The sequence below is a fragment of the Streptomyces liangshanensis genome, assembly GCF_011694815.1.
In the GTDB taxonomy this organism is placed as follows: Bacteria; Actinomycetota; Actinomycetes; order Streptomycetales; family Streptomycetaceae; genus Streptomyces; species Streptomyces liangshanensis.
Genome location: NZ_CP050177.1, coordinates 5,662,939 through 5,686,950 on the forward strand (window position 1 = coordinate 5,662,939; position 24,012 = coordinate 5,686,950).

The 24,012-nt window shown below is 72.8% G+C and carries 23 protein-coding genes and 1 other RNA gene; 10 read left to right on the forward strand and 14 right to left on the reverse strand.

Annotation, left to right across the window (positions count from 1 at the left end; translation table 11 throughout):
- Positions 1–86 precede the first annotated feature (86 nt).
- Positions 87–1,859, reverse strand: coding sequence for an MFS transporter (locus HA039_RS24575; RefSeq protein ID WP_167033479.1), 1,773 nt, complete (start codon positions 1,857–1,859; stop codon positions 87–89).
- Positions 1,860–2,142: 283 nt separating this feature from the next.
- Between HA039_RS24575 and HA039_RS24580 the strand changes: the two genes are divergently transcribed.
- Positions 2,143–3,573: an MFS transporter gene (locus HA039_RS24580; RefSeq protein ID WP_167033481.1), complete on the forward strand. Its 1,431-nt coding sequence runs from the start codon at positions 2,143–2,145 to the stop codon at positions 3,571–3,573.
- An 18-nt stretch (positions 3,574–3,591) separates the two neighbouring features.
- Here the strand turns inward: HA039_RS24580 and HA039_RS24585 are convergent, their stop codons facing one another.
- The 6 genes from HA039_RS24585 to HA039_RS24610 form a co-directional block, all read right to left on the reverse strand.
- Complete coding sequence (locus tag HA039_RS24585) at positions 3,592–4,224, reverse strand: response regulator transcription factor (protein ID WP_167037543.1); 633 nt, start codon at positions 4,222–4,224, stop codon at positions 3,592–3,594.
- A 99-nt stretch (positions 4,225–4,323) separates the two neighbouring features.
- Positions 4,324–5,661: a sensor histidine kinase gene (locus tag HA039_RS24590; protein ID WP_167033483.1), complete on the reverse strand. Its 1,338-nt coding sequence runs from the start codon at positions 5,659–5,661 to the stop codon at positions 4,324–4,326.
- Positions 5,658–6,386 (reverse strand): ABC transporter permease, encoded by a 729-nt coding sequence (locus HA039_RS24595; protein WP_167033485.1) that lies wholly within the window; start codon positions 6,384–6,386, stop codon positions 5,658–5,660. Before HA039_RS24595 ends, HA039_RS24590 begins: the two co-directional genes overlap by 4 nt.
- The gene (locus tag HA039_RS24600; protein WP_167037546.1) at positions 6,386–7,315 is read right to left on the reverse strand and encodes an ABC transporter ATP-binding protein; all 930 of its coding nucleotides are present in this window, start codon (positions 7,313–7,315) and stop codon (positions 6,386–6,388) included. Before HA039_RS24600 ends, HA039_RS24595 begins: the two co-directional genes overlap by 1 nt.
- Before the next feature lie 187 nt (positions 7,316–7,502).
- Entirely contained in the window at positions 7,503–7,682 is a 180-nt protein-coding gene (locus tag HA039_RS24605) for a hypothetical protein (RefSeq protein ID WP_167033487.1), read from the reverse strand.
- Positions 7,683–7,881: 199 nt separating this feature from the next.
- A complete protein-coding gene (locus tag HA039_RS24610) occupies positions 7,882–9,063 on the reverse strand; it encodes a hypothetical protein (protein ID WP_208298703.1) in 1,182 nt (393 codons plus the stop codon).
- A gap of 254 nt (positions 9,064–9,317) precedes the next feature.
- Here HA039_RS24610 and HA039_RS24615 point away from each other — a divergent pair, with 254 nt between their 5' ends.
- From HA039_RS24615 to HA039_RS24630, 4 genes are all read left to right on the forward strand, one after another.
- Positions 9,318–10,376 (forward strand): ABC transporter substrate-binding protein, encoded by a 1,059-nt coding sequence (locus HA039_RS24615; protein ID WP_167033491.1) that lies wholly within the window; start codon positions 9,318–9,320, stop codon positions 10,374–10,376.
- A 220-nt stretch (positions 10,377–10,596) separates the two neighbouring features.
- The gene (locus HA039_RS24620; protein ID WP_167033493.1) at positions 10,597–11,433 is read left to right on the forward strand and encodes a Nif3-like dinuclear metal center hexameric protein; all 837 of its coding nucleotides are present in this window, start codon (positions 10,597–10,599) and stop codon (positions 11,431–11,433) included.
- Entirely contained in the window at positions 11,430–12,173 is a 744-nt protein-coding gene (locus HA039_RS24625; protein ID WP_243870250.1) for a zinc ribbon domain-containing protein, read from the forward strand. Before HA039_RS24620 ends, HA039_RS24625 begins: the two co-directional genes overlap by 4 nt.
- 3 nt (positions 12,174–12,176) lie before the next feature.
- Entirely contained in the window at positions 12,177–13,424 is a 1,248-nt protein-coding gene (locus HA039_RS24630; RefSeq protein ID WP_167033495.1) for a bifunctional RNase H/acid phosphatase, read from the forward strand.
- Between the two features lie 310 nt (positions 13,425–13,734).
- On the opposite strand, the gene eda is transcribed toward HA039_RS24630, so the two are convergent.
- The 4 genes from eda to HA039_RS24650 form a co-directional block, all read right to left on the reverse strand.
- Complete coding sequence (gene eda / locus HA039_RS24635) at positions 13,735–14,367, reverse strand: bifunctional 4-hydroxy-2-oxoglutarate aldolase/2-dehydro-3-deoxy-phosphogluconate aldolase (protein ID WP_167033497.1); 633 nt, start codon at positions 14,365–14,367, stop codon at positions 13,735–13,737.
- A gap of 90 nt (positions 14,368–14,457) precedes the next feature.
- Positions 14,458–15,303 carry a peroxide stress protein YaaA gene (yaaA, locus tag HA039_RS24640; RefSeq protein WP_167033498.1) on the reverse strand — a complete coding sequence of 282 codons (846 nt, stop codon included), beginning with the start codon at positions 15,301–15,303 and terminating at the stop codon, positions 14,458–14,460.
- Between the two features lie 94 nt (positions 15,304–15,397).
- Positions 15,398–15,970: a hypothetical protein gene (locus tag HA039_RS24645; protein WP_341830037.1), complete on the reverse strand. Its 573-nt coding sequence runs from the start codon at positions 15,968–15,970 to the stop codon at positions 15,398–15,400.
- Between the two features lie 107 nt (positions 15,971–16,077).
- Complete coding sequence (locus tag HA039_RS24650) at positions 16,078–16,878, reverse strand: MerR family transcriptional regulator (RefSeq protein ID WP_167033502.1); 801 nt, start codon at positions 16,876–16,878, stop codon at positions 16,078–16,080.
- Positions 16,879–16,963: 85 nt separating this feature from the next.
- Here HA039_RS24650 and rnpB point away from each other — a divergent pair.
- From rnpB to HA039_RS24665, 3 genes are all read left to right on the forward strand, one after another.
- An RNA gene (rnpB, locus tag HA039_RS24655) (RNase P RNA component class A) lies at positions 16,964–17,367 on the forward strand.
- Between the two features lie 234 nt (positions 17,368–17,601).
- Positions 17,602–18,051, forward strand: a complete 450-nt coding sequence (locus tag HA039_RS24660; RefSeq protein WP_167033504.1) for a hypothetical protein — start codon at positions 17,602–17,604, stop codon at positions 18,049–18,051.
- A gap of 40 nt (positions 18,052–18,091) precedes the next feature.
- Entirely contained in the window at positions 18,092–18,727 is a 636-nt protein-coding gene (locus HA039_RS24665; protein WP_167033506.1) for a TOPRIM nucleotidyl transferase/hydrolase domain-containing protein, read from the forward strand.
- On the opposite strand, the gene HA039_RS24670 is transcribed toward HA039_RS24665, so the two are convergent.
- On the reverse strand, positions 18,705–19,079 hold the full coding sequence (locus HA039_RS24670) for a cupin domain-containing protein (RefSeq protein ID WP_167033508.1): 375 nt from the start codon (positions 19,077–19,079) through the stop codon (positions 18,705–18,707). The genes HA039_RS24665 and HA039_RS24670 overlap by 23 nt on opposite strands.
- A gap of 83 nt (positions 19,080–19,162) precedes the next feature.
- Between HA039_RS24670 and HA039_RS24675 the strand changes: the two genes are divergently transcribed.
- A complete protein-coding gene (locus HA039_RS24675; protein ID WP_167033510.1) occupies positions 19,163–19,678 on the forward strand; it encodes a MarR family winged helix-turn-helix transcriptional regulator in 516 nt (171 codons plus the stop codon).
- 7 nt (positions 19,679–19,685) lie between these two features.
- On the opposite strand, the gene HA039_RS24680 is transcribed toward HA039_RS24675, so the two are convergent.
- Positions 19,686–20,525: an ABC transporter ATP-binding protein gene (locus tag HA039_RS24680; RefSeq protein ID WP_208298704.1), complete on the reverse strand. Its 840-nt coding sequence runs from the start codon at positions 20,523–20,525 to the stop codon at positions 19,686–19,688.
- A complete protein-coding gene (locus HA039_RS24685; RefSeq protein WP_167033512.1) occupies positions 20,522–21,193 on the reverse strand; it encodes a FadR/GntR family transcriptional regulator in 672 nt (223 codons plus the stop codon). Before HA039_RS24685 ends, HA039_RS24680 begins: the two co-directional genes overlap by 4 nt.
- A gap of 827 nt (positions 21,194–22,020) precedes the next feature.
- On the opposite strand from HA039_RS24685, the gene HA039_RS24690 reads away from it, so the two are divergent.
- Positions 22,021–23,910 carry an FHA domain-containing protein gene (locus tag HA039_RS24690; protein ID WP_167033514.1) on the forward strand — a complete coding sequence of 630 codons (1,890 nt, stop codon included), beginning with the start codon at positions 22,021–22,023 and terminating at the stop codon, positions 23,908–23,910.
- Positions 23,911–24,012: the final 102 nt, after the last annotated feature.

A 24,012-nucleotide genomic window follows, 5' to 3' on the forward strand; every position in this document is an offset into this window, starting at 1 on the left:
TGCGGCTGGTGCGGTGTCCATGGTGCCGTACGCCCCCGACCGCGCCGCCCATGTCCCGTACCGCAGGATCGCCGGATCAGCTCAGCTCAGGACGGCACCCGCTCCTGCGCGCCCTCCGCCAGCACCAGGTCGATCTCCACCGGCACCCCGCCGCCCGGGTACACGGCCGGGCACGCGAACGGCGCGTACCCCGTGGCCGTCCCCGCCAGCACGAAGGGGCCGTCGGACGGCGGGAGCAGCGTGTAGCCGCCGTCCTCGCCCGCGACGGTCAGCCCCGCCTGCCGCCCGTTGCGGTCGATCAGGGTGACGTTCGCCCGCGCGACGGGCACCCCGTACGCGTCCAGCACCCGGCCCCGGAAACCGCCGGACCCGGCGACCAGGGTGGCCGCGCCGAGCGCCTCGCTCCCGCCCGCCGCGTCCTTCGCGGCCCGCCGCCCCGCCGCCTGCGACGGCAGGAAGGACGCCAGTACCAGGCCGCCGATCACCGCGGCCGTCGCGATGACGAACGAGATCCGGAAGCCGTGCAGCGTGGGCACCGCCACCCCGCCGACCTGGACGGAGGTGTGCGCGAGGACCATCCCGATGACGGCGCTCGACAGCGACGTACCGACGGACCGCATCAGGGTGTTGAGCCCGTTCGCCGCACCCGTCTCCGACGGGTCGACCGCGCCGATGATCAGCGCGGGCAGCGAGGAGTAGGCCAGCCCGATCCCGGCGCCCACGACGACGGAGATGACCACGGTCTGCCACACGGCGCTCATCAGGCCGAGCCCCGCGCCGTACCCGACGCCGATGACCAGCATGCCGAGCATGAGGGACACCTTGGGCCCGTACTTGGCGGAGATCCGGGCGTAGAGGGGAGCGGTCAGCATCATCGTCAGGCCGAGCGGCGCCACGCACAGGCCCGCGACCACCATGGACTGCCCGAGGCCGTAGCCGTTGGACGCGGGGAGCTGGAGCAGTTGCGGCAGGACGAGCGTGATGGCGTAGAACGCCACCCCGACCATGATCGAGGTGAGGTTGGTGAGCAGCACCTCACGGCGGGCCGTGGTGCGCAGGTCGACCAGCGGGGCCGCGACGCGCAGCTCCATCAGGCCCCAGAGCAGCAGGATGACGGCGGCCAGGGCGAAGAGGCCGAGCGTGGTGGCCGACCCCCAGCCCCAGTCGCTGCCCTTGGTGATCGGCAGCAGCAGGGCGACGAGTCCGGCGGAGAGCCCGATCGCGCCGAGCCAGTCGAACGTGCCCGCGGCCCGTACCGACGACTCCGGTACGAGGAAGAACGCCAGGCCCATCGACAGCACGCCGAGGCCGGCCGAGCCGAAGAACAGCGTGTGCCAGTCGGAGTTCTGGGCCACCACCGCGGCGGCGGGCAGGGCGAGTCCGCCGCCGACGCCGATGGAGGAGCTCATCAGGGCCATCGCCGAGCCGAGCTTCTCGCGCGGCAGCTCGTCGCGCATGATGCCGATGCCCAGCGGGATGGCGCCCATGGCGAAGCCCTGGAGGGCCCGGCCGACGATCATCACGAGCAGGTTGTCGGTGAAGCCGCAGACCAGGGAGCCGACGACCATGACGGCGAGGCTCGCGAGGAGCATGCGCCGTTTGCCGAACAGGTCGCCGAGGCGGCCCATGATCGGGGTGGAGATGGCGCCGGCGAGGAGCGTGGCGGTCATGACCCAGGTGGCGTTGGCCGGCGCCGTGTGCAGCAGGGTGGGCAGGTCCTTGATGACCGGGACGAGAAGTGTCTGCATCACCGCGACGGTGATGCCCGCGAAGGCGAGGACGGGGACGATGGCGCCGGTTCCGCGCTCCCGGGTGACCGGGGGAGTCCCGGCGAACTGATCGTGCGTCGTCTGCGGCATTCGGGCGGCCTCCGGCAGGGAAGAGTGCGGGCATCGGTGTGCCGGCAAAGTGGATGCAGTGTGAACCTTCTCTCGGGCCCCGGTTATTCCGGACTCCTCTCCGGTTTTTCCCGGGCGGGTGGTTTGGTGCGCAAATGCCCCTGAATCTCCCCCTGGTGGCGTCGGCGTGCCGTCCCCGCGGCGCCCGGCTTCCTGACACGCCGTCACCGGACGGGCGGTACGGAGAGGTCGTACGTCCAATTCCCGATGTACGGGCCGCCGGGGGCCTGAGACCATGACCGCCATGGCCCGACCCTCCACGGAAACCGACAGCGCCCCGATATCCGCCCGCACCTCCGCCTCCCCCCGCACCTGGCCGGTGATCCTCACCGCCTGTGCCGGACAGTTCCTCGTCGTCCTCGACGTGTCCGTGGTCAACGTGGCGCTGCCCTCGATGCGCGCCGACCTCGGGCTGACCGCGGCGGGTCTGCAATGGGTCCTCAACGCGTACGCGATCGCCTTCGCCGGCTTCATGCTGCTCGGCGGCCGCGCGGCGGACCTCTTCGGCCGCAAGCTGATGTTCCTGACGGGCCTCGCGGTCTTCACCCTGGCCTCCCTCGCGGGCGGGCTCGCCCAGGAGGGCTGGCAACTGCTCGCCGCCCGCGCCGTGCAGGGGCTCGGCGCGGCCGTCCTGGCGCCCGCCACGCTCACGATCCTGACCGCCGCCGTGCCCCCGGGCGTCGCCAGGACCCGGGCCATCGGCACCTGGGCGGCCGTCGGCGCCGGGGGCGGGGCGGCCGGCGGACTGGTCGGCGGGGTCCTCACCGACCTGCTGTCCTGGCGCTGGGTGCTGCTGATCAACGTGCCGGTCGGCGCGCTGGTCCTCGTCGGCGCCGTGGTGTGGCTCACCGAGAGCCGTACGGAACAGCGCCGGCGGCTCGACCTGCCCGGCGCGGTCCTGGTGACGGCCGGCCTCGCCCTCGTCGCGTACGGCATCGTGCAGACCGAGGAGAAGGGGTGGGGCGCGGCGCCGACCCTGCTGCCGCTCGCCGCAGGGATGCTGCTGCTGGGGCTGTTCGTGGTGGTGGAGGCGCGGACGAAGGCGCCGCTGATGCCGCTCGGGCTGTTCCGGGTACGGGCGGTGTCGGCGGCCAACGCGGCGATGTTCGTCTGCGGCGCGGCCTCGTTCAGCACCTGGTTCTTCATGACGGTCTACATCCAGAACGTCCTGGGCTACACGCCGCTCGATGCCGGACTGGCCCTGATCCCCAGCTCGTTGAGCATCGTCCTCGGCTCCAAGCTGGCGCCCCGGCTGATGGCCCGGATCGACGCGCGTGACCTGGCGGTGCTCGGGGCGCTGATCGCGGCGGCCGGGTTCGGCTGGCAGTCGACGATGACGGCCGACGGGACGTACCTCTCCGCCGTCCTCGGCCCCGGCATCCTGATGATGGTGGGCGTGGGCCTCGCCACGACCCCGTTGGCGGCGCTGGCCACGGCGGGCGCCGCGCCGGGCGAGGCGGGCCTGGTCTCCGGCCTGGTCAACACCGCGCGCACGATGGGCGGGGCGCTGGGCCTGGCCGTCCTGTCGACGGCCGCGGCGGCGCGGACGGCGGGCGGGACGTCGCCGGAGGCGTTGACCGACGGCTACGCGCTGGCGTTCAGGACCGGGGCCGGGGTGCTGCTCGCGGGCGTGGTGCTGATGCTGGTGTGGCTGCCGCGGCGGACGGAGACGTGACGGGGCCGCTGCCCGCTGTCAGAGCCAGCCCTGACGGCGGGCCGCCCGTACCGCCTCCATGCGGTTGCGGGTGGCGGTCTTGCCGATGGCCGACGAGAGGTAGTTCCGTACGGTCGACTCGGACAGGTGCAGTTTCGCCGCGATGTCGGCGACGGTCGCCCCGTCGGCCGACGCGTTCAGCGCGTCCCGCTCGCGCGCCGTGAGCGGGCTGGGCCCGGCGCTCAACGCGGCGGCGGCCAGGGCCGGATCGATGACGGTCTCGCCCGCCAGCACCCGGCGGATCGCCCCCGCCAGCTCCTCCACGGGCCCGTCCTTGACCAGGAAACCCGCCGCCCCCGCCTCCATGGCCCGGCGCAGATAGCCGGGCCGCCCGAACGTGGTGAGGATCAGGACCCGGCAGCCGGGCACCCGGTCCCGCAGCAGGGCGGCGGCGTCCAGCCCGCTCAGGCCCGGCAGTTCGATGTCCAACAGGGCCACGTCGGGGCGCGAGGCGAGCGCGGCCCCCAGGATGGCGTCACCGGCGCCCACCTGCGCGACGACCTCCATGTCCGCCTCCATCCCGAGCAGCAGCGCGAGAGCGCCCCGCATCATCCCCTGGTCCTCGGCGAGGAGGACCCGTATCTCCGGGGCCGGGCGGTGGTCCTGCGGCATGTCCGTCACGGCCAACAGGGTAGGCGGACGGGCGGGTCGGCGGGCAGGCCCGGGAGCGGGCCGGCCGGCGTCCGGCGAGCGGGTGGGCGCGGGGGTGGGTCAGCAGTTGCGGGAGCGGCCGGCCGGGCCGTCGGGCAACCTCAGGCGCGTGCGCGCCGTCCGCCACCGGCTCCCGCGCCGGGCCGTGACCCCGTCTACGTCTGCGTCGGCGTCGGCCGGTCCGGTCGCGGACAGGTCGGTGGCCCGTGCCGAGGAGTCCACCGGGAGGACGGCCGTCACGCGGAAGCCGCGCGCCGGTGCGTCCCGGTCGCCCGCCGGGCCGGTGTCCAGGGAGCCGCCCGCCGCCGCGAGCCGTTCGGTCAGGCCGCGGATGCCCGTACCGGCGTGGGGAATCGGTGCGTCCCCGTTGCCGCCCGTGGTGCTGTCGCCGTCCCCGGCGCCGAGGTTCGTGAGGTCGGCGAGTGGCCCCACGCCGTCGTCCGTGACCTCCAGCCGGACCTGATCGGCCGAGCCGTCGAGCGTGATCACGCAGTGGGTCGCGGAGCTGTGCCGTACGACGTTGGTGACCGCTTCCCGTACCACCCACCCCAACAGCACCTCGGTCTGCGGCTCCAGCGGCGGGCCCGACAGCCGGACGAGCGGTTCGACGCCCGCCGCCGTCAGGGCCGAGCGCGCCCGGTCCAGGTCGGCCGAGAGGCTGCCCTCGCGGTAGCCGCTGACGGCCTCGCGGATCTCGGTCAGCGCCTGCCGGCCCACCGACTCGATGTCGGAGACCTGCGTCAGCGCCGAGTCCAGGTCACGCGGCGCGATCCGGCGCGCGGCCTCCGCCTTCACCACGATCACGGAAAGGGTGTGGCCCAGCAGGTCGTGCAGGTCGCGGGAGAACCGCAGCCGCTCCCGCTCCACCGCGGAACGGGCCAACTCCTGCCGCGTCTCACGCAGTTCCGTCACGGTCTCGGCGAGCGTGAGGATCGCGGCGGTCACCATCATCGAGATGAACGTGCCGTACGCGATGGTGATCGCGTCCCAGCCCTCGTGGCGGGCCGCGACCGCCCCGGCCGCCGCGGTCAGCGGGAAGCCCACGTACCCCAGGAGCCGGCCGCGCAGCACGCTCCCGCAGGCCAGCCCGAAGAGCGGGAAGAACATCAGCCAGCTGCCGCCGTACCCGCCGGCGAGGCCGAAGGTCGTCACCGCCATCGCGCCGAGCAGCCACCACGTGGTGGAGCTGTTCCGGACGGCCGGGACGAACGACCGGAACACCACCGCGATGTAGAGGGAGTTGAAGACGAGCAGCCCGGCGCCGCCGATCCAGGGGCTCGGGGTCTCCCCCTGGACGAGGTTGGAGAACGAGCCGAGCCCGAGCAGCAGCCAGGGCAGCAGGGCGTACCCACTGGGCGGCCCCGGCCGGCCCCGTTTCGCGCGTGGTTCGGGCCTCATGCCGTCCTCGCCGACCTGCGGTACGAGAGCACGGCGTACGAGCCGAACACGGCGAGCCACCCGAGCAGCACCGTGATCGTGACCACGCCCGGTGCGTGGCCCGCCGTCGCGGACCAGCCCAGGTCGGCGAAGCGGTTGGCCGGGGTGTACGCCGCCACCGACCGCAGCCAGGCCGGGAACGCGTCGATCGGGAACCAGAGCCCGCCGATCACCGCCAGCAGCATCAGTGACCCCATGCTCACCGCCCCCGTGGTCTGGGCCGACAGCCGGTAGCCGTTGCCGATGCCGAGCAGCGTGAACGGCAGCGCGCCCGCCCACAGCAGCACGACCAGGGCGACCCACTGCCCCGGCGCGAGGCGCACGCCGTTGACCAGACCGCCCGCCGCGAGCACCGCCAGCAGGGTGGGCAGGACGGTCACCGACGCGCTCAGCGCCCGGCCCGCCACCACCCGGCGGGGCGACATCGGGGTGACACGCAACTGCCGTAGCCAGCCCTGGGACTTGTCCTCCGCGATGCCCGTGCCCGTCGACACCGCCGCGCCGAGCGCGCCGTACGCCGCCATGCCGACCATCGCGGAGACCTTCCACTCCATGGCCGCCGAGCTGTTGTCCGCACCGATGTTGGTGAACAGCAGGTACATCAGCACGGGCCCGCCGGCGCCGAAGACCAGGAAGCCGGGGTCGCGCAGGGTTCTGCGCACTTCGAGCGCGATGTAGGCGCGCATCACACCTTCTCCTTCGTGAGGGCGACAAAGGCGTCCTCGATCGTGGCCGGGGTCACTTCGAGCCGGCGGATCGCGCCCCGGGCGGCGAGCGCCATCACGGTCGCGTCCGAGCGGTCGGTACGGAGCAGGGCCCGGCCGCCCCGCACCTCGACGGACACCACACCGGGCAACTGCCCCCACGCGTGCGGGTCCTGGGGGTCGCCGGGCGCCAGGTCGAACGACACCAGGTGGCCGCCGGCCGCGCTCCTGATCCGCTCGCCGGTCCCGTCGGCGACCACCCTGCCGTGGTCGATCACCACGATCCGGTCCGCGTTCCGGTCGGCCTCCTCCAGGTAATGCGTCGAGAAGAGGACGGTGTTGCCCCGCCCGGCGTACGCCCGCATGGAGTCCCAGAAGGCGCGCCTGGCCTCCACGTCGAGCGCGGCGGTCGGCTCGTCCAGGACGATCAACTCCGGCCCGCCCGCCAGCGCGACGGCGAACCGGACCCGCTGCGCCTGGCCGCCCGAGAGCTTGTCGACGCGCCGTCCCGCGAGGCCGGTGAGCCCGGCGAGGCCGAGCACCTCGTCCACCGGCAGCGGACGCGGGAACGTGCTCGCGACGAACGCCACCAACTCCCGTACCGTCACCCGGCGGATGGGCCGGCCGTCCTGGAGCATCGCCCCCACGCGCCCGGCCGCGACGGCCCGCGCGGGCGTCTCCCCGAAGAGCCGTACCGTCCCGGCGTCCGGCTCGTCGAGGCCGAGGAGCAGCCCGATGGCGGTGGACTTGCCCGCGCCGTTGCGGCCGAGCAGCGCGACGGTCTCGCCCCGGGGGATGGCGAGATCGGCCCCGTCGACGGCCCGTACCGTACCGAAGCACTTGACCACGCCGGTGAAACTCACGGCGAGGGTGGGGGAGTTGGCGCCGGGACCCGTCGCCGTGTCGGCCATTGGTCCCGCTGTCCGTTCCGCTGTCCGCGTCATGGCTACGACGCTACGGAACGCGGGTACGGCCCCGGCAGAGGTACATGTACGGACTCGGGCAGTACAAATGTCACTCGGGTGCCACTCGGGGACACGCCGAGGGGCCGCCGCCCACCGCTGCCGGTGGTGCGACGGCCCCTGCCGGGACGGTTGTTCAGGCCGCCCTGCTGTTCTCTCCCTGGCGGCGGTGCCGCCCGTACGCGGGGGACGCCGTGTCCTCCGCCGGAGCCGCGCCCCCTCGGTGTTTTCCGATGCCGCCGTCGTCGCCCCGGTGGTCGGCCGCCGCCTGCGGGACCGGCCGCTCCTGGGTCGTGTCGGTTCGGGCTTCAGACATGTGGGAAGTCACCCCGTCGTGATCGCTGCTGGTCAGGTCGTTCCGCTGCTACGCGCAGGAGCCGGCCGCCCCGCACCGTCCCCGGCACGGTCGTGGTCACTGTCCACACCACGCGCGCACACCACGGTCACCGACAGCGTTCGGTCGGTACGGCTGCGTGGCCCCGGCGAAAAGTCTAGGCCCGCCCTCCGGACCGGACTCAGCCAGGTGCCCCGCGGCCGGTGAGCGGTGCCTGTTGCAGGGGTACCGGCCTGCACATCACAGGAGTACGGGAGGCGGCGGACGGTTCCCCGTCGGGCCGTTCCGCTTGTGCCGGTTCTGTGATCGCGCGCGGCCCGGACGGCCGGGGGACGTCCATCGGCGCCGTCAGCCGCGCCACCCCGCACGGCACCGCCGCCGTCGCGTACGGCAGTCGCAGCCCGCCCTCCCGGGTCCACAGCCCGGCCCCGGCCAACCACCCCTCGGGGGCGGGGCGTTGGTGCAACTGACGGCCCGCGGGACGCCACACCCCCAGCCAACTGCCCGCCGCCCCGTCGATCCGCAGCGCCACCGCGCAGCTCTCCGGCATCAGCACCTGTCCCGGCTGGACGGCGAACGGGGTCACCGCGCAGTCCGCGAGCCGCAGGCACTCGGGGAAGCGGACCGGCCGTTCGCTGCCCCACACCCCCCAGCCGAGCCGGTCGTGGCCCGCCGCGTCCGACCGGATCAGCAGCAGCCCGCTGTCGGGGTCGGCCAGCAGCAGCCGGTCGTTGCTCTCCTCCGTGATCCGGAGCAACTCCGTGACCTCGCCGCCCCGTTCGAGGTCGACGACCACGGCCTTCACCACGCCGTCCCGCTCGCGGTCCAGGGCGAGGAACCGTCCCGTACGGTCCAGCCAGACGCCCCCCGAGCAGTGGCCCGCCACCTCCGCGACCCGCTCGGGGCCGGACGCGCCGCCCGCCACCTGCCACACCGTGGTCGTGCGCGCCCCGGCCCGCAGGGCGTGGACGCGGCGGCCGTCCGGCGACGGCGGCAGGACCGTCAGCTCGCCGGCGTCCGGCCCCTCCCCGTACTCGACGGCGCCCAGCGGCAGTTGGCCCGTCCCGGGTCCTGTCGGGTACAGCAGCGAGAAGTCATGGCGGTCCGCCACGCGGCGCCGGACCAGTACCCGTCCGTCGGTCAGCGGGACCACGTCCGTGTCCGGCTCCTCCGGCTGGTCGAGGGGGAGCGGTACGGCGTAGGGCTCGTGCCCGTCCAGGGTCCAGCGCTCCGCGAACCACGCGTCGGGTCCGCCCTCCCCGAGCGCCAGCCGTGCGGCGTAGGTGCCGTCCGCCGTGATCGCGAACGGGTTGCGCCGTACCGCTCCGTCCTCCGTCGCCTTCTCGATGGCACAGACCGTCATCGGTTGGTCACCTCCGGCGACGAAGCTAGCCATCGCACTTCCTGCCGAACAATGCGAGACCCCCCTCTTCATACATAAGGGTGGCGATGGGGGGATTCGCCTGAGAGTGCGGGGGTGGTTGTGCTGTCGGCGGTCGACATGGTTAAGGTAAGGCTGTCCTAAGCGAATCGTTCCGCCTGGCCACGAGCCTTTCCTCCCCGCCGTCCCCGCCCGTCCCGTCCCCTCCCTCCCCTCCCTCCCTCAGGAGAACGCAGATGTCCGTACGACGCCGTGGCGCAGCCGCCGTGGTCGCTCTCGCCGCCGCACTCACCCTCGCGGCGTGCGGCAGCGGTTCCTCCGACACGTCTTCCGCCAAGTCCTCGGGCGCCTCCTCCGGGGCCAAGGCCGACGCGGCGGGCAAGGCCGCCGTCGCCACCGGCGGCGAGGACTTCGCGAGCGCGGCGAAGAAGACCGCGGCCTTCGGGACGGACGCGAAGCCGGGGCAGTTCCCGCGCACGATCACGCACGCCATGGGCAAGACCGTGATCGAGGCGCGGCCCCAGCGCGTGGTCGTGCTGGACGTGGGCGAACTGGACAACGTTGTCTCGCTCGGCATCAAGCCGGTCGGCTGGGCGGCCACCCTGCCGGGCGACAAGCTCCCCCCGTACCTCGCCAAGCAGGCCGGTGACCCGAAGAGCGTCGGCACCATCAGCAGCCTCAACCTGGAGGCCATCGCGGCCCTCAAGCCCGACCTCATCCTGGGCAGCCAGCTGCGCGCGGCGGACAAGTACAACGAACTGTCCAAGATCGCGCCGACGGTCTTCTCCATCCGGCCCGGCTTCACCTGGAAGGAGAACTACCTCCTCAACGCCAAGGCGGTCGACAAGCTCGCGGAGGCTCAGGCGAAGCTCGCCGACTACCGGAAGAGGGTCGCCGCGCTCGACACGGCCCTCGGCTCCGACCGGCCCACGATCTCGATGGTCCGCTTCCGCCCCGGGCAGCTGCGGCTGTACGCGGAGAGCTCGTTCATCGGCCAGATCCTCAAGGACGTCGGCCTGCCGCGGCCCAAGAACCAGCAGATCCAGGACCTCGCCGTCGAGATCAGCCCCGAGAAGATCGACGAGGCCGACGCCGACTGGATCTTCTGGGCCACGTACGGCGATCCGTCGAAGACCGACGAGGCCGCCGCGACCTCCAGCCCGCTGTGGAAGAACCTCACCGCGGTGAAGAACGGCCACGTCAAGGCGGTCAACGACGAGACCTGGTACCTCGGCCTCGGCGTCACGGCAGCGGACCTGGTCCTGAACGACCTGCACACGTACCTCGCGAAGTAGGCGAGTCCCCTCGTCACGCGGGAGCCGCTGGGCGGCTCCTCACGGAACGGACGCGAGGCTGACGGCCCCGGGCCCCGGTGACTCTCCGGCGCTCACCCGACGACATCGGGTGAGCGCCCGGCCGCCGTCACGGGCCGGCCCGTGACGCCCCGTACCCCCGTGGTCCCGCGGCCCCCCACGGCATGGTCGGTGGGGTACGGCGGGCAGGTAGCCTTTCCCCGTGCCCCGACTGTCCGAAGTCCTCGCCGAACTCGACACCCTCTGGCCCCCCGAGCGGGCCGAGCAGTGGGATGCCGTCGGCACGGTCTGCGGTGATCCCGACGCGTCCGTCACCCGGGTCCTGTTCGCGGTCGACCCCGTCCAGGACATCGTCGACGAGGCCGTGGAGCTGGGCGCCGAGCTGATCGTCACGCACCACCCGCTCTACCTGCGTGGTACGACGACGGTCGCGGCGTCCACCTTCAAGGGCCGCGCCGTGCACACCCTCATCAAGCACGACATCGCGCTGCACGTCGCGCACACCAACGCCGACACCGCCGACCCCGGCGTCTCCGACGCCCTCGCGGGCGCGCTGGACCTGCGGATCGTACGACCCCTCGTACCGGACCCCACCGACCCCGCGGGCCGCCGCGGCCTCGGCCGGATCTGCGAACTCGACCGCCCCGCCACCCTCCGCGACTTCGCCGCGCGCGTCGCCCACCGGCTGCCCGCCACCGCGCAGGGCATCAGGATCGCCGGCGACCCGGCCGCCCTCGTCCGTACCGTCGCGGTCAGCGGCGGCTCGGGCGACAGCCTCTTCGACCAGGTCAGGGCCGCGGGCGTGGACGCGTTCGTCACCGCCGACCTGCGCCACCACCCGGTCTCCGAGGCCACCCACCACTCGCCGCTGGGACTGGTCGACGCCGCGCACTGGGCCACCGAATGGCCCTGGTGCGAGCAGGCCGCCGCCCAGCTCGACGAGATTTCCGACCGCCACGGCTGGGACCTGCGGGTCCACGTCTCGAAGACGGTCACCGACCCCTGGTCCGCCCACCTCTCCTCAGGAGCCCCCAACTGAACGCCGACCCCGCCGACCAGATCCGCCTCCTCGACGTCCAGGCGCTCGACGTCCGGCTGTCGCAGCTCGACCACAAGCGCGGCGCGCTGCCCGAGCACGCCGAGATCGAGTCGCTCACCAAGGACCTCGCGCAGCTGCGGGACCTCCTCGTCGCCTCCCAGACCGAGGAGAGCGACACCGCCCGCGAGCAGACCAAGGCCGAGCAGGACGTCGACCAGGTGCGCCAGCGCGCCGTACGCGACCAGCAGCGCCTCGACTCCGGGACGGTCAGCTCGTCCAAGGACCTGGAGAACCTCCAGCGCGAGATCGTCTCCCTCGCCAAGCGGCAGGGAGACCTGGAGGACGTCGTCCTCGAAGTGATGGAGCGCCGCGAGTCCGCGCAGGAGCGGGTCGCCGAGCTGACGGAACGCGTCTCCTCCGTCCAGGCCAAGACCGACGACGCCGTCGCGCGCCGCGACGCGGCCACCGAGGGGCTGGACGGCGAGGCCGCGACCGTCACGAAGGAGCGCGAGGTCGTCTCCGGGACGCTCCCCGCCGACCTCCTCAAGCTGTACGAGAAGCTCCGCACCCAGCAGGGCGGGGTGGGCGCCGCCCGCCTCTACCGGCGCCGCTGCGAGGGCTGCCAGCTGGAGCTGAACATCACCGAGGTCAACGAGGTCAAGGCGGCCCCGCGCGACGAAGTGCTGCGGTGCGAGAACTGCCGCCGCATCCTGGTCCGTACCGCCGACTCGGGCCTCTGACCGATGACCGTTCCTACGGCAGACACCCCGACGCCCGCGCCCACCTTCTACGTGGAGGCGGACGGCGGCTCGCGCGGCAACCCGGGGCCCGCGGGGTACGGGGCCGTCGTCCTCGACCCGCGGACGGGCGAGGCGCTGGCGGAGACCGCGGAGTACGTGGGCGTCGCGACGAACAACGTCGCCGAGTACAAGGGCCTGATCGCGGGGCTCACGGCGGCGAAGGCGCTCGACCCCGACGCCCGGGTGCACGTCCGGATGGACTCCAAGCTGGTCGTCGAGCAGATGACCGGCCGCTGGAAGATCAAGCACCCGGACATGAAGCCGCTGGCGGCGGAGGCGGCGCGGATCCTGCCGGCGGACCGGGTGACGTACGAGTGGATCCCGCGCGAGCGGAACAAGCACGCGGACCGGCTCGCCAACGAGGCGATGGACGCGGGCAAGCAGGGGCGCCAGTGGGACGCGGCGTCGTCCACGGCGGCCCTGGACGTGGGCGCGGCACGCTCGGCGGCGAAGCTCGCGGGGCCCGCGCCCACCGGGACGGAGGAATCGCCGGCGTCGGCCAAGACGGACACCTCGACGGTCGCGGAGAAGGACACCTCCACCGGCTGGGGCGGGTCCGCCGACCTGGGACCGCCCGCCACCTTCGTCCTCCTCCGGCACGGCGAGACGGCGCTCACCCCCAGCAAGCGCTTCTCCGGCAGCGGGGGCACCGACCCGGAACTGTCGCCCGTCGGCCGCCGCCAGGCGGAGGCCGCCGGCGCGGCGCTCGCCGCGCGCGGCACCGTCCAGGACATCGTCTCCTCGCCGCTGCTCCGTTGCCGCGAGACCGCCCAGGCGGCGGCCGACCGGCTGGGCCTGGACGTCGTCATCGAGGACGACCTGCGCGAGACGGACTTCGGCGCGTGGGAGGGGATGTCGTTCGCGGAGGTACGGGAGCGGTACCCCGACGACCTCAGCGCCTGGCTCAGCTCACCGACCGTGGCCCCCACGGGCGGCGGCGAGAGCTTCGCGACGGTGGGCCGCCGCGTCGCGGCCGCCCGCGACCGCCTCCTCGCCCGGTACGCGGGCCGCACGGTCCTGGTCGTCACGCACGTGACGCCGGTGAAGGAGCTGGTACGGCTGGCGCTGGGCGCACCGCCCGAGTCCCTGTTCCGGATGGAACTGTCGGCGGCGTCGGTGTCGGTGGTGGCGTACTACGCGGACGGCAACGCGTCCCTGAGACTCCTGAACGACACCTCACACCTAACCTGAATCCCCACCACTCCAAGCCCGTCCACCGGACGGCCCCTCCAAGCGGCTCCGCCGGGCGGTCACTCCAAGCGGCTCCGCCGCAAGCCCGCCGGGCGGGCCCCCACTTCAAGCCCGTCCGGCGTTTGAGGACATCGGTAACCCGCGCCCCCCACGCGCGGCCACCCGGCGTCCCCGCCCCGGTCAAGTCCCGCCAGCGGCCGACCACTTCAAGCGGCTCCGCCGCAAACCCCGCCGGACGAGCCGCGACTTCAAGCCCGTCCGGCGTTTGAGGACATCAGTAACCCGCACCACCCACCCACCGGCACCACCCTCACACCCCCAAAGAACCCCCTCGCAACCCACCCGCCCCCCGAGCCAACCCCTCCACCCGCCCCCAGTCCCGCGCGGCCAGCGCATCCGCCGGGATCATCCACGTCCCCCCGACACACCCCACGTTGGGCAGCGCCAGGTACTCCCGCGCCGACTCCGCCGTGATCCCGCCCGTCGGGCAGAAACGGGCCTGCGGGAGCGGGCTGCTCAAGGACTTGAGGTACGCGGTACCCCCCGCCGCCTCCGCCGGGAAGAACTTCATCTCCGTCACCCCACGCTCCAGCAACGCCACCACCTCCGAGGCCGTCGACACCCCCGGCAGGAACGGCACCCCGGACTCCCGCGCCGCGTCCAGCAGCCTCGGCGTCCACCCGGGGCTGACCAGGAAGCGCGCCCCCGCCGCCACCGAGTCGGCCACACCCGCCGGGGTGATGACCGTGCCCGCGCCGACCACCGCGTCCGGCACCTCCTCGGCTATCGCGCGGATCGCGTCCAGCGCCGCCGGCGTCCTGAGCGTCACCTCGATCGCGGGCAGCCCGCCCGCGACCAGGGCGCGGGCGAGCGGGACGGCGTCGGCGGCGTCGTGGAGAACCACCACAGGGATGACGGGCGCGAGGTCGAGCAGGGAGGTCATGGCGTCATCCTGCCCCGCGTGCGCAGAGCACGCAACGAGCGTTGCGCACCACGCAACGCGACGGAACGCACCGCACACCGAAGCGCCCCCTCAGTGGATCTCCCTGACCACCACGTCCAGCGCCCACGTCCGCCCAGCCCCAACCCCGGCGCCAGCCCCAACCCCGGAGCCCCCCGCCCCCGCCGGAGCCGTCACCTCCACCACGTACCCCAGGTCCCGCAACGCCTCCACCAGCCCCGCCGGCGTCCTGGGCCGGGCCCCGGCCATGAGCAGGTCCCGGACCAGCCGCCCCTTCGTCGCCTTGTTGAAGTGGCTGACCACGGACCTCTTCTCGACCCCGGTCGCCTCGTCCACCTGCGCGTGCAGCACCCGTACCGTCGCCGTACGCCCGGCGAGCGCCCCCTCGGGCTTCCACGCCGCCGCGTACGCCGACGAACGCAGGTCCAGCACCATCCCGTCACCCGCCGCCTCGGGCACGACGGCCCGCATGGGCGTCCGCCAGTACGTGCCGAGCGCGCCGAGACCCGGCAGTCTGACCCCCATCGCGCACCGGTACGGCGGGATCCGGTCGCCGATCCGTACCGCACCCCACAACCCGGAGAAGACCAGCAGCGACTTCCCCGCGCGGCGCTTCGCGGCGGTGTCGAGGGTGGCGAGGCCGAGCGCGTCGTACAGCACACCGGTGTACAGCTCCCCGGCGGGACGCGCCCCGGCCGTCCGCAGGACGACGTTCTTGGCGATCTCCCCGCGCAGCCCCTCGGTGAGTCCGAGCACGTCACGCGCCTTGTCCTCGTCGGCCGCGCACAACTCCACCAGCTCGTCCAGTACGGCGGCCCTGGCCTCGGCGAGACCCGGCAGCGACAGGGACTCCGGCTTCAGGGGCGCGCCGCGCCCGGCGGCGGCCTTCCCTTCGGACGGGGGGAGCAGCACGAGCACGGTGGTTCTCCTTCGGGGACGTACGGGGCGAAGGGCGCCCCGGCCGCCAGGGTAGGCGACGAGCGCCCGGCGGCGGCCCACGCCCGCCTCGCCCTCAGGCCCCCGCGGCGCGAAGCACCCGTACCAGCTCCTCGGCCTGGTCCGCGTGGAAGCGGATCACCCGGGCCCGGCCCGTGCGCCCCAGGGGCCGCACGAACGTGACCGGCTCGGTCAGCTCCACCCTTACGGACGTCTGGCTGCCGACCACCAGGTCCAGCACGCCCTCATCTGCGCACTGAATCAACCCCCCACTCGGATAACGCCGCTCCACCCGCACCGAGGCGATGCGTTCGCGAGCGATCAGGAGATCGAAGAGCGCGCCGTACCGGATCCTCAACGAACCGTCCGCGCCCGCCACATGGGGCCGGGTGACGCACCCGGCGTGCAGGGCGAGCACGGCCAGCACGGTGTAGACGTCGAGGACGAGCATGATCCGGTGCACGAGGGGCCACGGGGTGAGCAGGACGGTCAGGACCACCGTCTCGACGACCGAGACGAAGAGGAGCCCGTACATCATCGCCGTCTGCGGCCCGGTGTACGGGGCCGCGTGGTCGCCGTCGCGTACCCCGTGCGTCCGGCGCGCGACCCAGCGGGCCAGGCTGCCGACGCCCCGTACCTCATGCAGCAACAGCCGCCGCACGGAAGGCGGAAGGAACCCCGGGACCGACCCGAGAACGACCCCCCACATCCCACGCGCCCCACCCCCGGCACGCCCCACGGCCCGCCACCTGACCCTCACGAGCTCCCCCTCCCCACACCCTGCTCCCCATCCCCGCCCGCAACTCCCTCTTCCCGAGCCCGCGTTCGCCCCCGCTCCGTCAACGCCTCCATGATCCGGCGGACGACCTCCGCCTGGGCCGGGGCGAAGTCGGCCAGCAGGGCCGCGCCGAAACCGGCGTCCATCGGATCCCCCTCGACCGGCATCGCGTCGACCAACGTGTCGGGCACGGCCGCCGAGATCGCCGCGGCCAGCGCCGGGATCCGCGGATCGTCGCGCGGCGCCTCGGCGAGGTCGTCCAACCGCCGGTAGAGCGCGAGCACTTCGGTGTCGTGCGTCAGCGGATGGAGGGCCTCGTACACACGCCGGTCCCCGTCCGCGGTGTCGAAGAGCGTCAGCAGTTCCCGGTCCTTCGCGGCCATGGGGGAGTCCGTGGCCGGGAGCGTCCCCAGCAGCCGCGCCAACGCCGGCGACACCGGCCCGGCGCCGCCGGACAGCGGGCCCGCCATCAGCTCGGCGAGCCTCGCGCGCCGCTCCTGGATCGCCCGCTCCTCCCGGGCCAGATCGGCGTCCAGCTCCGCGAGCACCTCGGCCAGCTCCCGCCCGGCGTCGTCGGCGAGCACGTCCCGTACCTCGTCCAGGCCGAGCCCCAGCTCGGTGAGCCGCCGGATCCGCGCCAGCAGGACGGCGTCCCGCACCGAATACTCCCGGTAACCATTGGCCCGGCGCACAGGCTCGGGCAGCAGCCCCCGGTGGTGGTAGTGCCGTACCGCCCGCGGGGTGACCCCGACCAGCGCGGCGATCTCTCCGATCCTCATACGCCGAGTAGAAACGTTGACGCAGCGGCAAGGTCAAGCGTGCGGGGCCCGCCGCCACGCCGGGTAACATGGTGGGCACGGCAGACGAGCCGGGCGGACGGCCGCGTCAAGATCTCCGATCTTGCCGAGGAACGTCCGGGCTCCACAGGGCAGGGTGGTGGCTAACGGCCACCCGGGGTGACCCGCGGGACAGTGCCACAGAAAACAGACCGCCGGGAGCTTCGGCCCCCGGTAAGGGTGAAACGGTGGTGTAAGAGACCACCAGTGCCCAGGGTGACCTGGGCAGCTAGGTAAACCCCACCCGGAGCAAGGTCAAGAGGGGCCTCCGTAGAACGAGGCCCTGCGCGGACGCTCGAGGGCTGCTCGCCCGATGTCCGCGGGTAGACCGCACGAGGCCGGCGGCAACGCCGGTCCTAGATGGATGGCCGTCTCCCCGGCCGCCGCGAGGCAACCGGGAGACAGAACCCGGCGTACAGCCCGACTCGTCTGCCGCCAAGGGCCCCTGACCGGCTGAGTGCCGGTCAGGGGCCCTTTCCGGCTCACGTGGCCGTCGGAGGCGAAGCGGGACCAGATGTCCGGGATGGTGTCGTTGTCGACGTCGGGGATGCCGATGGCGGTCGAGACGTCGGCCTCCGTGGTGAGGGAGTTCAGTGCGGGGCTGATGGGCAAGGTCGACTTCTAGCGCTGGAACGAGCGGTTGGGCGCGTACGCAAAGGTGAAGTGATGGCTGTTTCCTCGGAGTTGGGGTTCTTCGACGGGCGGAGCTTCAGCCTGTTCGACTATCGGCACGGGCACGCGCAGGTGGTTGTGCGTGGGTTTCCGCCGTTCGGCGACGCTGTGGTGGAGAGCGGGGAGGGTGTGGTGCTCGACCTGTGTTTCCTCGGTGTCCAGCGGATCTCCTGCTGGAAGGACATCGGTCCCGTTCATCTCCGGGTCGCGGACACCGCGGAGCGGGCCACCTTGGAATCCCGTATCGGGCCGGTCAGGAGGAGGGAGGTCTTCCTGCTCGAACCGGGCTCGATCGAGAGTTATGTCATCGCCGGGCGTGTGGTGTGGGCCGAGTTCCTGATTCCGTCCCCGTTCACGCTTCCCAGCCCGCTCGACAGCCAGAACCGGGAGGAGGCGGCGACGTATCGGCCCGTCGGTGGCTTCAAGCACTCGACTCGGGCGTAATTGCCTACCGGGAGCGGGGCTGAGGGCGGAGACTCGGGGCGTGGCTGACATGGGGGTGTTTCGGGAGGCGGTTGTCGCTTGGGCGGGGGGTGGGGACGGGGGGCTGGCGCGGGAGTTGGTCGGGCGGGTGGGTGTTCGGGGCGTTGTCCTGGTGGAGGGGCCCAGTGATGCCGCCGCCGTGGAGGCGCTGGCCGTGTCGCGGGGGCGGGATCTGGTGGGCGAGGGGGTTTGCGTGCTGCCGATGGGCGGGGCGATGAGCGTGGGGCGGTTCGTCCAGGTTCTCGGGCCGCCCGGGCTCGGGTTGCGGCTCGCGGGGTTGTGCGACGAGGCGGAGCTGTCCTTCTACGTCCGGGGCCTGGAGCGGGCCGGGGCGACGCGGGACGGGTTCTTCGTCTGTGTGGCGGACCTGGAGGACGAACTGATCCGCGCGCTGGGTACGGATCGGGTGGCGGAACTGGTCGAGGCCGAGGGTGATCTGCGCGCCCTCCAGACCTTCCTGCGCCAGCCTGCCCAGCAAGGTCGTCCGTCACAGCAGCAGTTGCGGCGCTTCCTCGGTACGAAGAAGGGGCGGAAGATCCACTACGGGCGTGTCCTGGTCGAGGCGCTGGAGCCCGGCCGCGTACCGGCTCCGCTCGACGACCTGCTCGCCTTCCTCAACGCGCCCAGGGTGGGCTGATGGTGCTGCCGTCCGCCAGGCGGGCCGTGAGGCCGACGCTGGTGGTCACCCAGATGTGGGTGGGGGTGTCGGTGGTGTTGGCGACGGCCACCTTGGAGCCCGAGGGGGCCACCGCCGCGTCGCCCGGGGCGAGTTCGGCCGTCTCGGTGTCGATGGTGAGGCGCAGGCGGCCGGACAGGACGTAGAACGTCTCCTCCTCGCTGATCACATGGGCCGGAGCCACCGTTCCCGCCGGGACCTCGCCCCGCCAGGAGGCCAGCTCCCGGCTGCCGGTGGCGGGGCGGACGTACGAGACGAAGCGGGTGCCGTGGATCTCGTGCACGACGGCCTCGTCGGCGCGGATGAAGGGCATGTGGGCAGCTCCTTAGGGTGAGATAGGCAAGGGGGTTGTCTTGTTTACATAGACAAGCTGCTTGACGAGTTATAGTCAAGCCCATGGACGACCCCGCCCCCCTGGCCTTCTCCGCGCTCGTACTGGGACTCTCCGGTCAGCTGGTACGGGAGATCCACGCGCGCGTGGTCCAGCAGGGGTTCGACGACCTGCGGCCGGCGCACGGCTTCGCCTTCGTTCGCATCTCCTGGGGCGGCGCCACCACCGCCGACCTGGCGGAGCACCTGGGGGTCACCAAGCAGGCCGCCGCCCAGTCCGTCGAGGAGCTGGTGCGCAAGGGGTACGTGGTACGGCGCCCCCACCCCCACGACGCGCGTGCCCGCCTCCTGGAGCTGACCGAGACCGGGTGGGCCGCCACCCGGGCCGCCGACCGGGCCGCCCGGGACGCGGTCGCGCCCTGGCGGGAGACGCTGGGCGAGGCGCGCTTCGGGGAGCTGGTCGCCGATCTGGTCCGGATCGCTCCGCGGGGACTGGGACCGGGGCCGGGGCCGGGATCCGGGCCGGGGCCGGGATCCGAGCCGCGGCCCGGATCCGCGCCAGGGCCTGCCCGCCCCGTCTGACCTCCCGTCACCCGCCCCCGAGCACCCGCACCCGCGCCGCCGCGAAGCGGCCCGCCCTCGCGCTCCATCGGCCGTCGTCCCGGCGGACGTTGATCGGGTGGTGGAAGGCCGCCGAGACGTTCTCCGTCGTCACGACCAACTCCGCCGCGCCCGACGCGACCACCCGGCCGTCGTCGATGAGCAGGGCGTGGGTCGTGGAGGCCGGCAGTTCTTCGAGGTGGTGGGTGACCAGGATCGACGCGAGGTCCGGGTGGGTGGTGTCGAGCAGGTCGATCGTTTCGAGGAGCTGTTCGCGGGCGGCGACGTCGAGGCCCGTCGACGGTTCGTCGAGCAGCAGCAGGCGCGGGTCGCACACGAGGGCGCGGGCGATCAGGACCCGGCCGCGTTCCCCCTGCGACAAGGTGGGCCACTTCTCGTCCGTCTTGCCCGCCAGGCCCAGGGTGTCGATCAGGGCGTCGGCCGCGGCGAGATCGGCGGGCCGGGGGCGCCACCTCGGGGGGCTCTCGATCGAGCCGGTGAGGCCCGTCAGGACCACCTCGCGCACGGTCAGCCGGGACCGCAGCGGGTGGCGCGGGTTCACATGGCCGATCGTACGGCGGAGCGCCTGGAGCTCGACCCGCCCCAGCCGCGCGCCCAGCACGTCGACCGTTCCCGATGTCGGGTGCGTGACCGCGCCGCAGAAGCCGAGCACGGTGCTTTTCCCGGCGCCGTTCGGGCCGAGGAGGGCCCAGTGCTCGCCCGCGTGCACGGCGAAGCTGACGCCGTGCAGGATCTCCTTGCCCTCACGGCGGAACGTCACGTCGTCCAGCTCCACCACCGGGAGCTGTCCAGGCCTGGCCGCGTTCACGCGAACGCCTCCTTCAAACTGGTCAGATGGGAGCGGCTCGACTCGGCGGCCGCCCGTGGGTCCCGGTCCGCGACGGCCTGTACGAGCGCCTCGTGCAGGGCGTGATCGGCCTCCTCGGAGGCGAGGGGCCGCAGCCCGAGCATGTCGATCATCGCGGTGCGCACCCGTGGGACGAACCCGTCGAACAGGTCCGTGAGGACGTCGTTGTGGGCCGCCGCGACGACCGTACGGTGGAAGGCCATGTCGGCGTCGACATGCGCGTCGACGGCTTGTCCTTCGGTACGGCGTTCCCGCAGCGCGCGCCGTATCGCGCGCAGGTCGGCGGGGGTACGGCGGACCGCGGCCAGCCCCGCGCCCTCGGCCTCGATCGCGATCCTGGCCTCGATGACCGACACGATCGACGCGCGGCGCAGGACGGCCTCGCGGTCCTCGGGCACGTCGAGCGCCGTGACGTACACCCCCGAACCCTGCCGGGAGTCGAGGACCCCCTTCCCGGACAGCTCACGGACCGCCTCGCGCAGGGTCGAGCGCCCTACGCCGAGCTGGGCCGCGAGGGTCGTCTCGCCGGGCAGCCGGTGGCCGAGCGGCCACTCCCCGGCCCGCAGGCGTTCCAGCAGGACATCGGCGACCTGGGCCGCCAGGGGATGGCGGCGGACGGGTGACGGCATCAGTGGCTCCTCCGCTGGCTCCTCCGCTTGTCTGAGGAGTTATACCATTCCGGTCCGCCACCGATTCCCGGCCGCCCCCTCCCTGACCCGAGCGCGAAACCGAGCACGAAACCGAGATCGACGGACTCGGACATCTCGGCGACCGCGCCCGGAAGAGCCGCCACTTCCGGGCGCGCGGGAACCCCTGGCCGTCCCCGTCCTGTCGTCAAGGCCCGAGAGCCAAGTCGATCGCACTCCTCGCGCGACCGGAGATCCCTGCGCGAGACAGAACGACGGGCCGGCGGGTTCGCGTTCCCGGCTGGCCGTAGCCGCTCGGGGCGGGGAGCGATCCGCGCTTCGGGGGGAATAATGGACCGCGTTCTCTCACCCCTCAGCGAGCCGCCCCCGGGGCGGAGTTGGGCCGTGAGAAGTGAGGCGGGGGCGAGGGAAGTGGCGGGTGTGCGCGGAGGGGGCGGATCGCGGGTGTCCGGTAGCCGGTACGGCCCCGCGCGGGCCGGCCCGCCGCGGCGGCGGCCCGCCAGGCGGAGGTACTGACACGACCTCAGGGACGGCCCGGCGGCGGGCTATGCTGCCACCTGGCCGAAGGCCCTGACGTACCCGCTGAACAGGGGCGACTCGACTCCGGAGCGCGAACGGATCGTGCCGGGCGACCCGGTCGGCCCGGTGCGCGACGTCCCGTCCGGCGCCTCGGCGGCGACGCCCCGCGCATCGATCTCCCCGGGTCATCCGCCCCGTCGTGGGTCGTCGGTCCCACGACCCACGGCCACCGTCATGTCACTGTCCGCGACGGTCTGCGACCGTCTACGAGCAAGGGAAAGGAGTGACCTGTGCCTCCTGAAATAGTTGGGCGCGAAGGCGCTCTCGCCGGACGACGAATCCCGGTCGGCGACGAGCCGATCACCTTCGGGCGCAAGGGCGACAACAGCGTGGTCATCACGGGTGGCAGCGCCTCGCGCTTCCACGCCGAGGTGGTCCGCGAGGCCGACGGCTACGTCCTGCACGACCGGGGGAGCAGCAACGGCACGCTGGTCAACGGGAAGCGCGTGACCTCGCACGTGCTGCGGCCCGGCGACCTGATCAAGATCGGCGACGAGACGTTCTGTTTCGAGGTCGCCGACGCCATGGAGACGATCATGGATCTCTCCCTGATCGAGTCGCTCATGGCCTCTACGCCGGCCGTCGAGCCGGGCCCGGTCCTCAAGGTCACGATCGCGGGCGGCGGACCGGTCGGACTGAGCCTCGCCCTGCTGCTGGAGCACCTCCTCGGCCCCCAGGTGGCCATCACGGTGTACGACGGCCGCTGGGTCCGGGAGGACGAGCGGATCGTATGGAAGAACCAGGGCCAGGGGAACGTACGGCGGCAGCAGGTCGTCACGGTCCAGAGCCGCCAGTACCTGAATCTGCCCGAGGAGATCCAGGCGCGCCTCTTCACCCCCGAGGCGTACTCCGAGATGTGGCCCGCGGGCCCCGACTCGATCCGTGGCTTCAACCCGCGGAACATCCGCATCGCGCACGTCGAGGACAAGCTGCTCGAGATAGCGAACGAGAAGTCCGGGAGCATCACGCTCGTTCCGGAGAGGTTCGATCCGACCGAGCGGCACGACACCCTGGTCAAGGACCACGTGCTCGCCATCTGCGAGGGCGGCCGCTCCCGGACGCGTGACCACTTCACGTCCAAGTTCGGCAACGCCGACACGTCGATCTACTCGCTGGACGGCCACCACGTCCAGGACGTCGTGCTCGGCCTGCGGGTGAAGTCCGACCTGACCGACCCCATGACCGTCCTGCTGACCGTCGCCCAGAACCGGTTCCTCCTCAACGCCCTGCGCGGCGAGGGCTTCCTGAACATGCGCCTCACCGACGAGGAGGCCAAGGAAGTGGTCGGCATCGACCCCGTCCGGCACGTCTTCGAGGACTGCATCGCCTCGCGCCCCTGCGTCATGGGCCGCGACGAGGACGGCGACTTCCACTGCTCCACCCACGGCACGCTGTTCCTGCCCGCGCTGGTCAGGGGATCGGCCCTGTGGAAGCGGGTGATCGAGGGGCTGGCGCTCTTCGGCATCTCCGAGGGGAACCTCAGCGCCGTCACCGCGTTCCGGCTGGACATGGTGCAGCGGCCGCGCTTCACCGCCCACCTGTACTCGGCGACGTCGGCCACTCCGGGAACGTACGGATTCCTCCTCGGCGACGCGGCCAACGCGATCCACTTCTGGCCGGGGCGCGGGCTCAACAGCGGCCTGGCGTCCGCCATCTCGCTCGCGCGCTCGCTCAAGAACAGCTGGCGGGGCAGACCCTTCCGCGACGCCGACTTCGTCCGCCACGAAGCGGCGATGTCGATGCTCCAGTACCGGCACAAGAGCCGGGCCTGGAAGGCGATGGTGACCACCGACGAGGACGGCGTCACCGCCGCGATCAAGGACAAGATCGCGCGGAGCATCGCGGCGGCGGAAGCGGCGGACGACCTGGACAAGGAAGCCGACATCGAGGCGCTCATGGTGCAACTGCGCGCCATCCGGGACCGGTTGGCGCCGCGCATCCCCGGCATGCCCGACGACACGGTCCTGAGGGACCATCTCGGCACGATGAGGAGCGAGACCCTGCGGACCCTGCTGGAGAGCGGGGCGTGGGACACGATGATCGTCGGAGGGGAAGAGGTCGACATCGACATCTTCTACCGTGAGGACTCCCCGGTCGCGGCGAAGAAGACCCTGCCGTAATGCCGTAATGCCGTGAGGCCGTGAGGCCGTAACAGGGAGCAAGTAAGAAGGAAGCACGCGGCCCGGTTCCCCCCGCCGGGCCCGGTTCCCCCGCGAAGGGGT

What these genes read in the sequence shown, in the direction of transcription:
- HA039_RS24615 (WP_167033491.1), top strand. Translation starts at nt 9,318, where the DNA reads ATGTCCGTACGACGCCGTGGCGCAGCCGCCGTGGTCGCTCTCGCCGCC.
- HA039_RS24650 (WP_167033502.1), bottom strand. Translation starts at nt 16,878, where the DNA reads ATGAGGATCGGAGAGATCGCCGCGCTGGTCGGGGTCACCCCGCGGGCG.
- HA039_RS24660 (WP_167033504.1), top strand. Translation starts at nt 17,602, where the DNA reads ATGGCTGTTTCCTCGGAGTTGGGGTTCTTCGACGGGCGGAGCTTCAGC.
- HA039_RS24575 (WP_167033479.1), bottom strand. Translation starts at nt 1,859, where the DNA reads ATGCCGCAGACGACGCACGATCAGTTCGCCGGGACTCCCCCGGTCACC.
- HA039_RS24590 (WP_167033483.1), bottom strand. Translation starts at nt 5,661, where the DNA reads ATGAGGCCCGAACCACGCGCGAAACGGGGCCGGCCGGGGCCGCCCAGT.
- eda (WP_167033497.1), bottom strand. Translation starts at nt 14,367, where the DNA reads ATGACCTCCCTGCTCGACCTCGCGCCCGTCATCCCTGTGGTGGTTCTC.
- HA039_RS24600 (WP_167037546.1), bottom strand. Translation starts at nt 7,315, where the DNA reads ATGGCCGACACGGCGACGGGTCCCGGCGCCAACTCCCCCACCCTCGCC.
- HA039_RS24585 (WP_167037543.1), bottom strand. Translation starts at nt 4,224, where the DNA reads ATGCCGCAGGACCACCGCCCGGCCCCGGAGATACGGGTCCTCCTCGCC.
- HA039_RS24675 (WP_167033510.1), top strand. Translation starts at nt 19,163, where the DNA reads ATGGACGACCCCGCCCCCCTGGCCTTCTCCGCGCTCGTACTGGGACTC.
- HA039_RS24595 (WP_167033485.1), bottom strand. Translation starts at nt 6,386, where the DNA reads ATGCGCGCCTACATCGCGCTCGAAGTGCGCAGAACCCTGCGCGACCCC.
- HA039_RS24630 (WP_167033495.1), top strand. Translation starts at nt 12,177, where the DNA reads ATGACCGTTCCTACGGCAGACACCCCGACGCCCGCGCCCACCTTCTAC.
- HA039_RS24580 (WP_167033481.1), top strand. Translation starts at nt 2,143, where the DNA reads ATGGCCCGACCCTCCACGGAAACCGACAGCGCCCCGATATCCGCCCGC.
- HA039_RS24670 (WP_167033508.1), bottom strand. Translation starts at nt 19,079, where the DNA reads ATGCCCTTCATCCGCGCCGACGAGGCCGTCGTGCACGAGATCCACGGC.
- HA039_RS24605 (WP_167033487.1), bottom strand. Translation starts at nt 7,682, where the DNA reads ATGTCTGAAGCCCGAACCGACACGACCCAGGAGCGGCCGGTCCCGCAG.
- HA039_RS24610 (WP_208298703.1), bottom strand. Translation starts at nt 9,063, where the DNA reads ATGACGGTCTGTGCCATCGAGAAGGCGACGGAGGACGGAGCGGTACGG.
- HA039_RS24685 (WP_167033512.1), bottom strand. Translation starts at nt 21,193, where the DNA reads ATGCCGTCACCCGTCCGCCGCCATCCCCTGGCGGCCCAGGTCGCCGAT.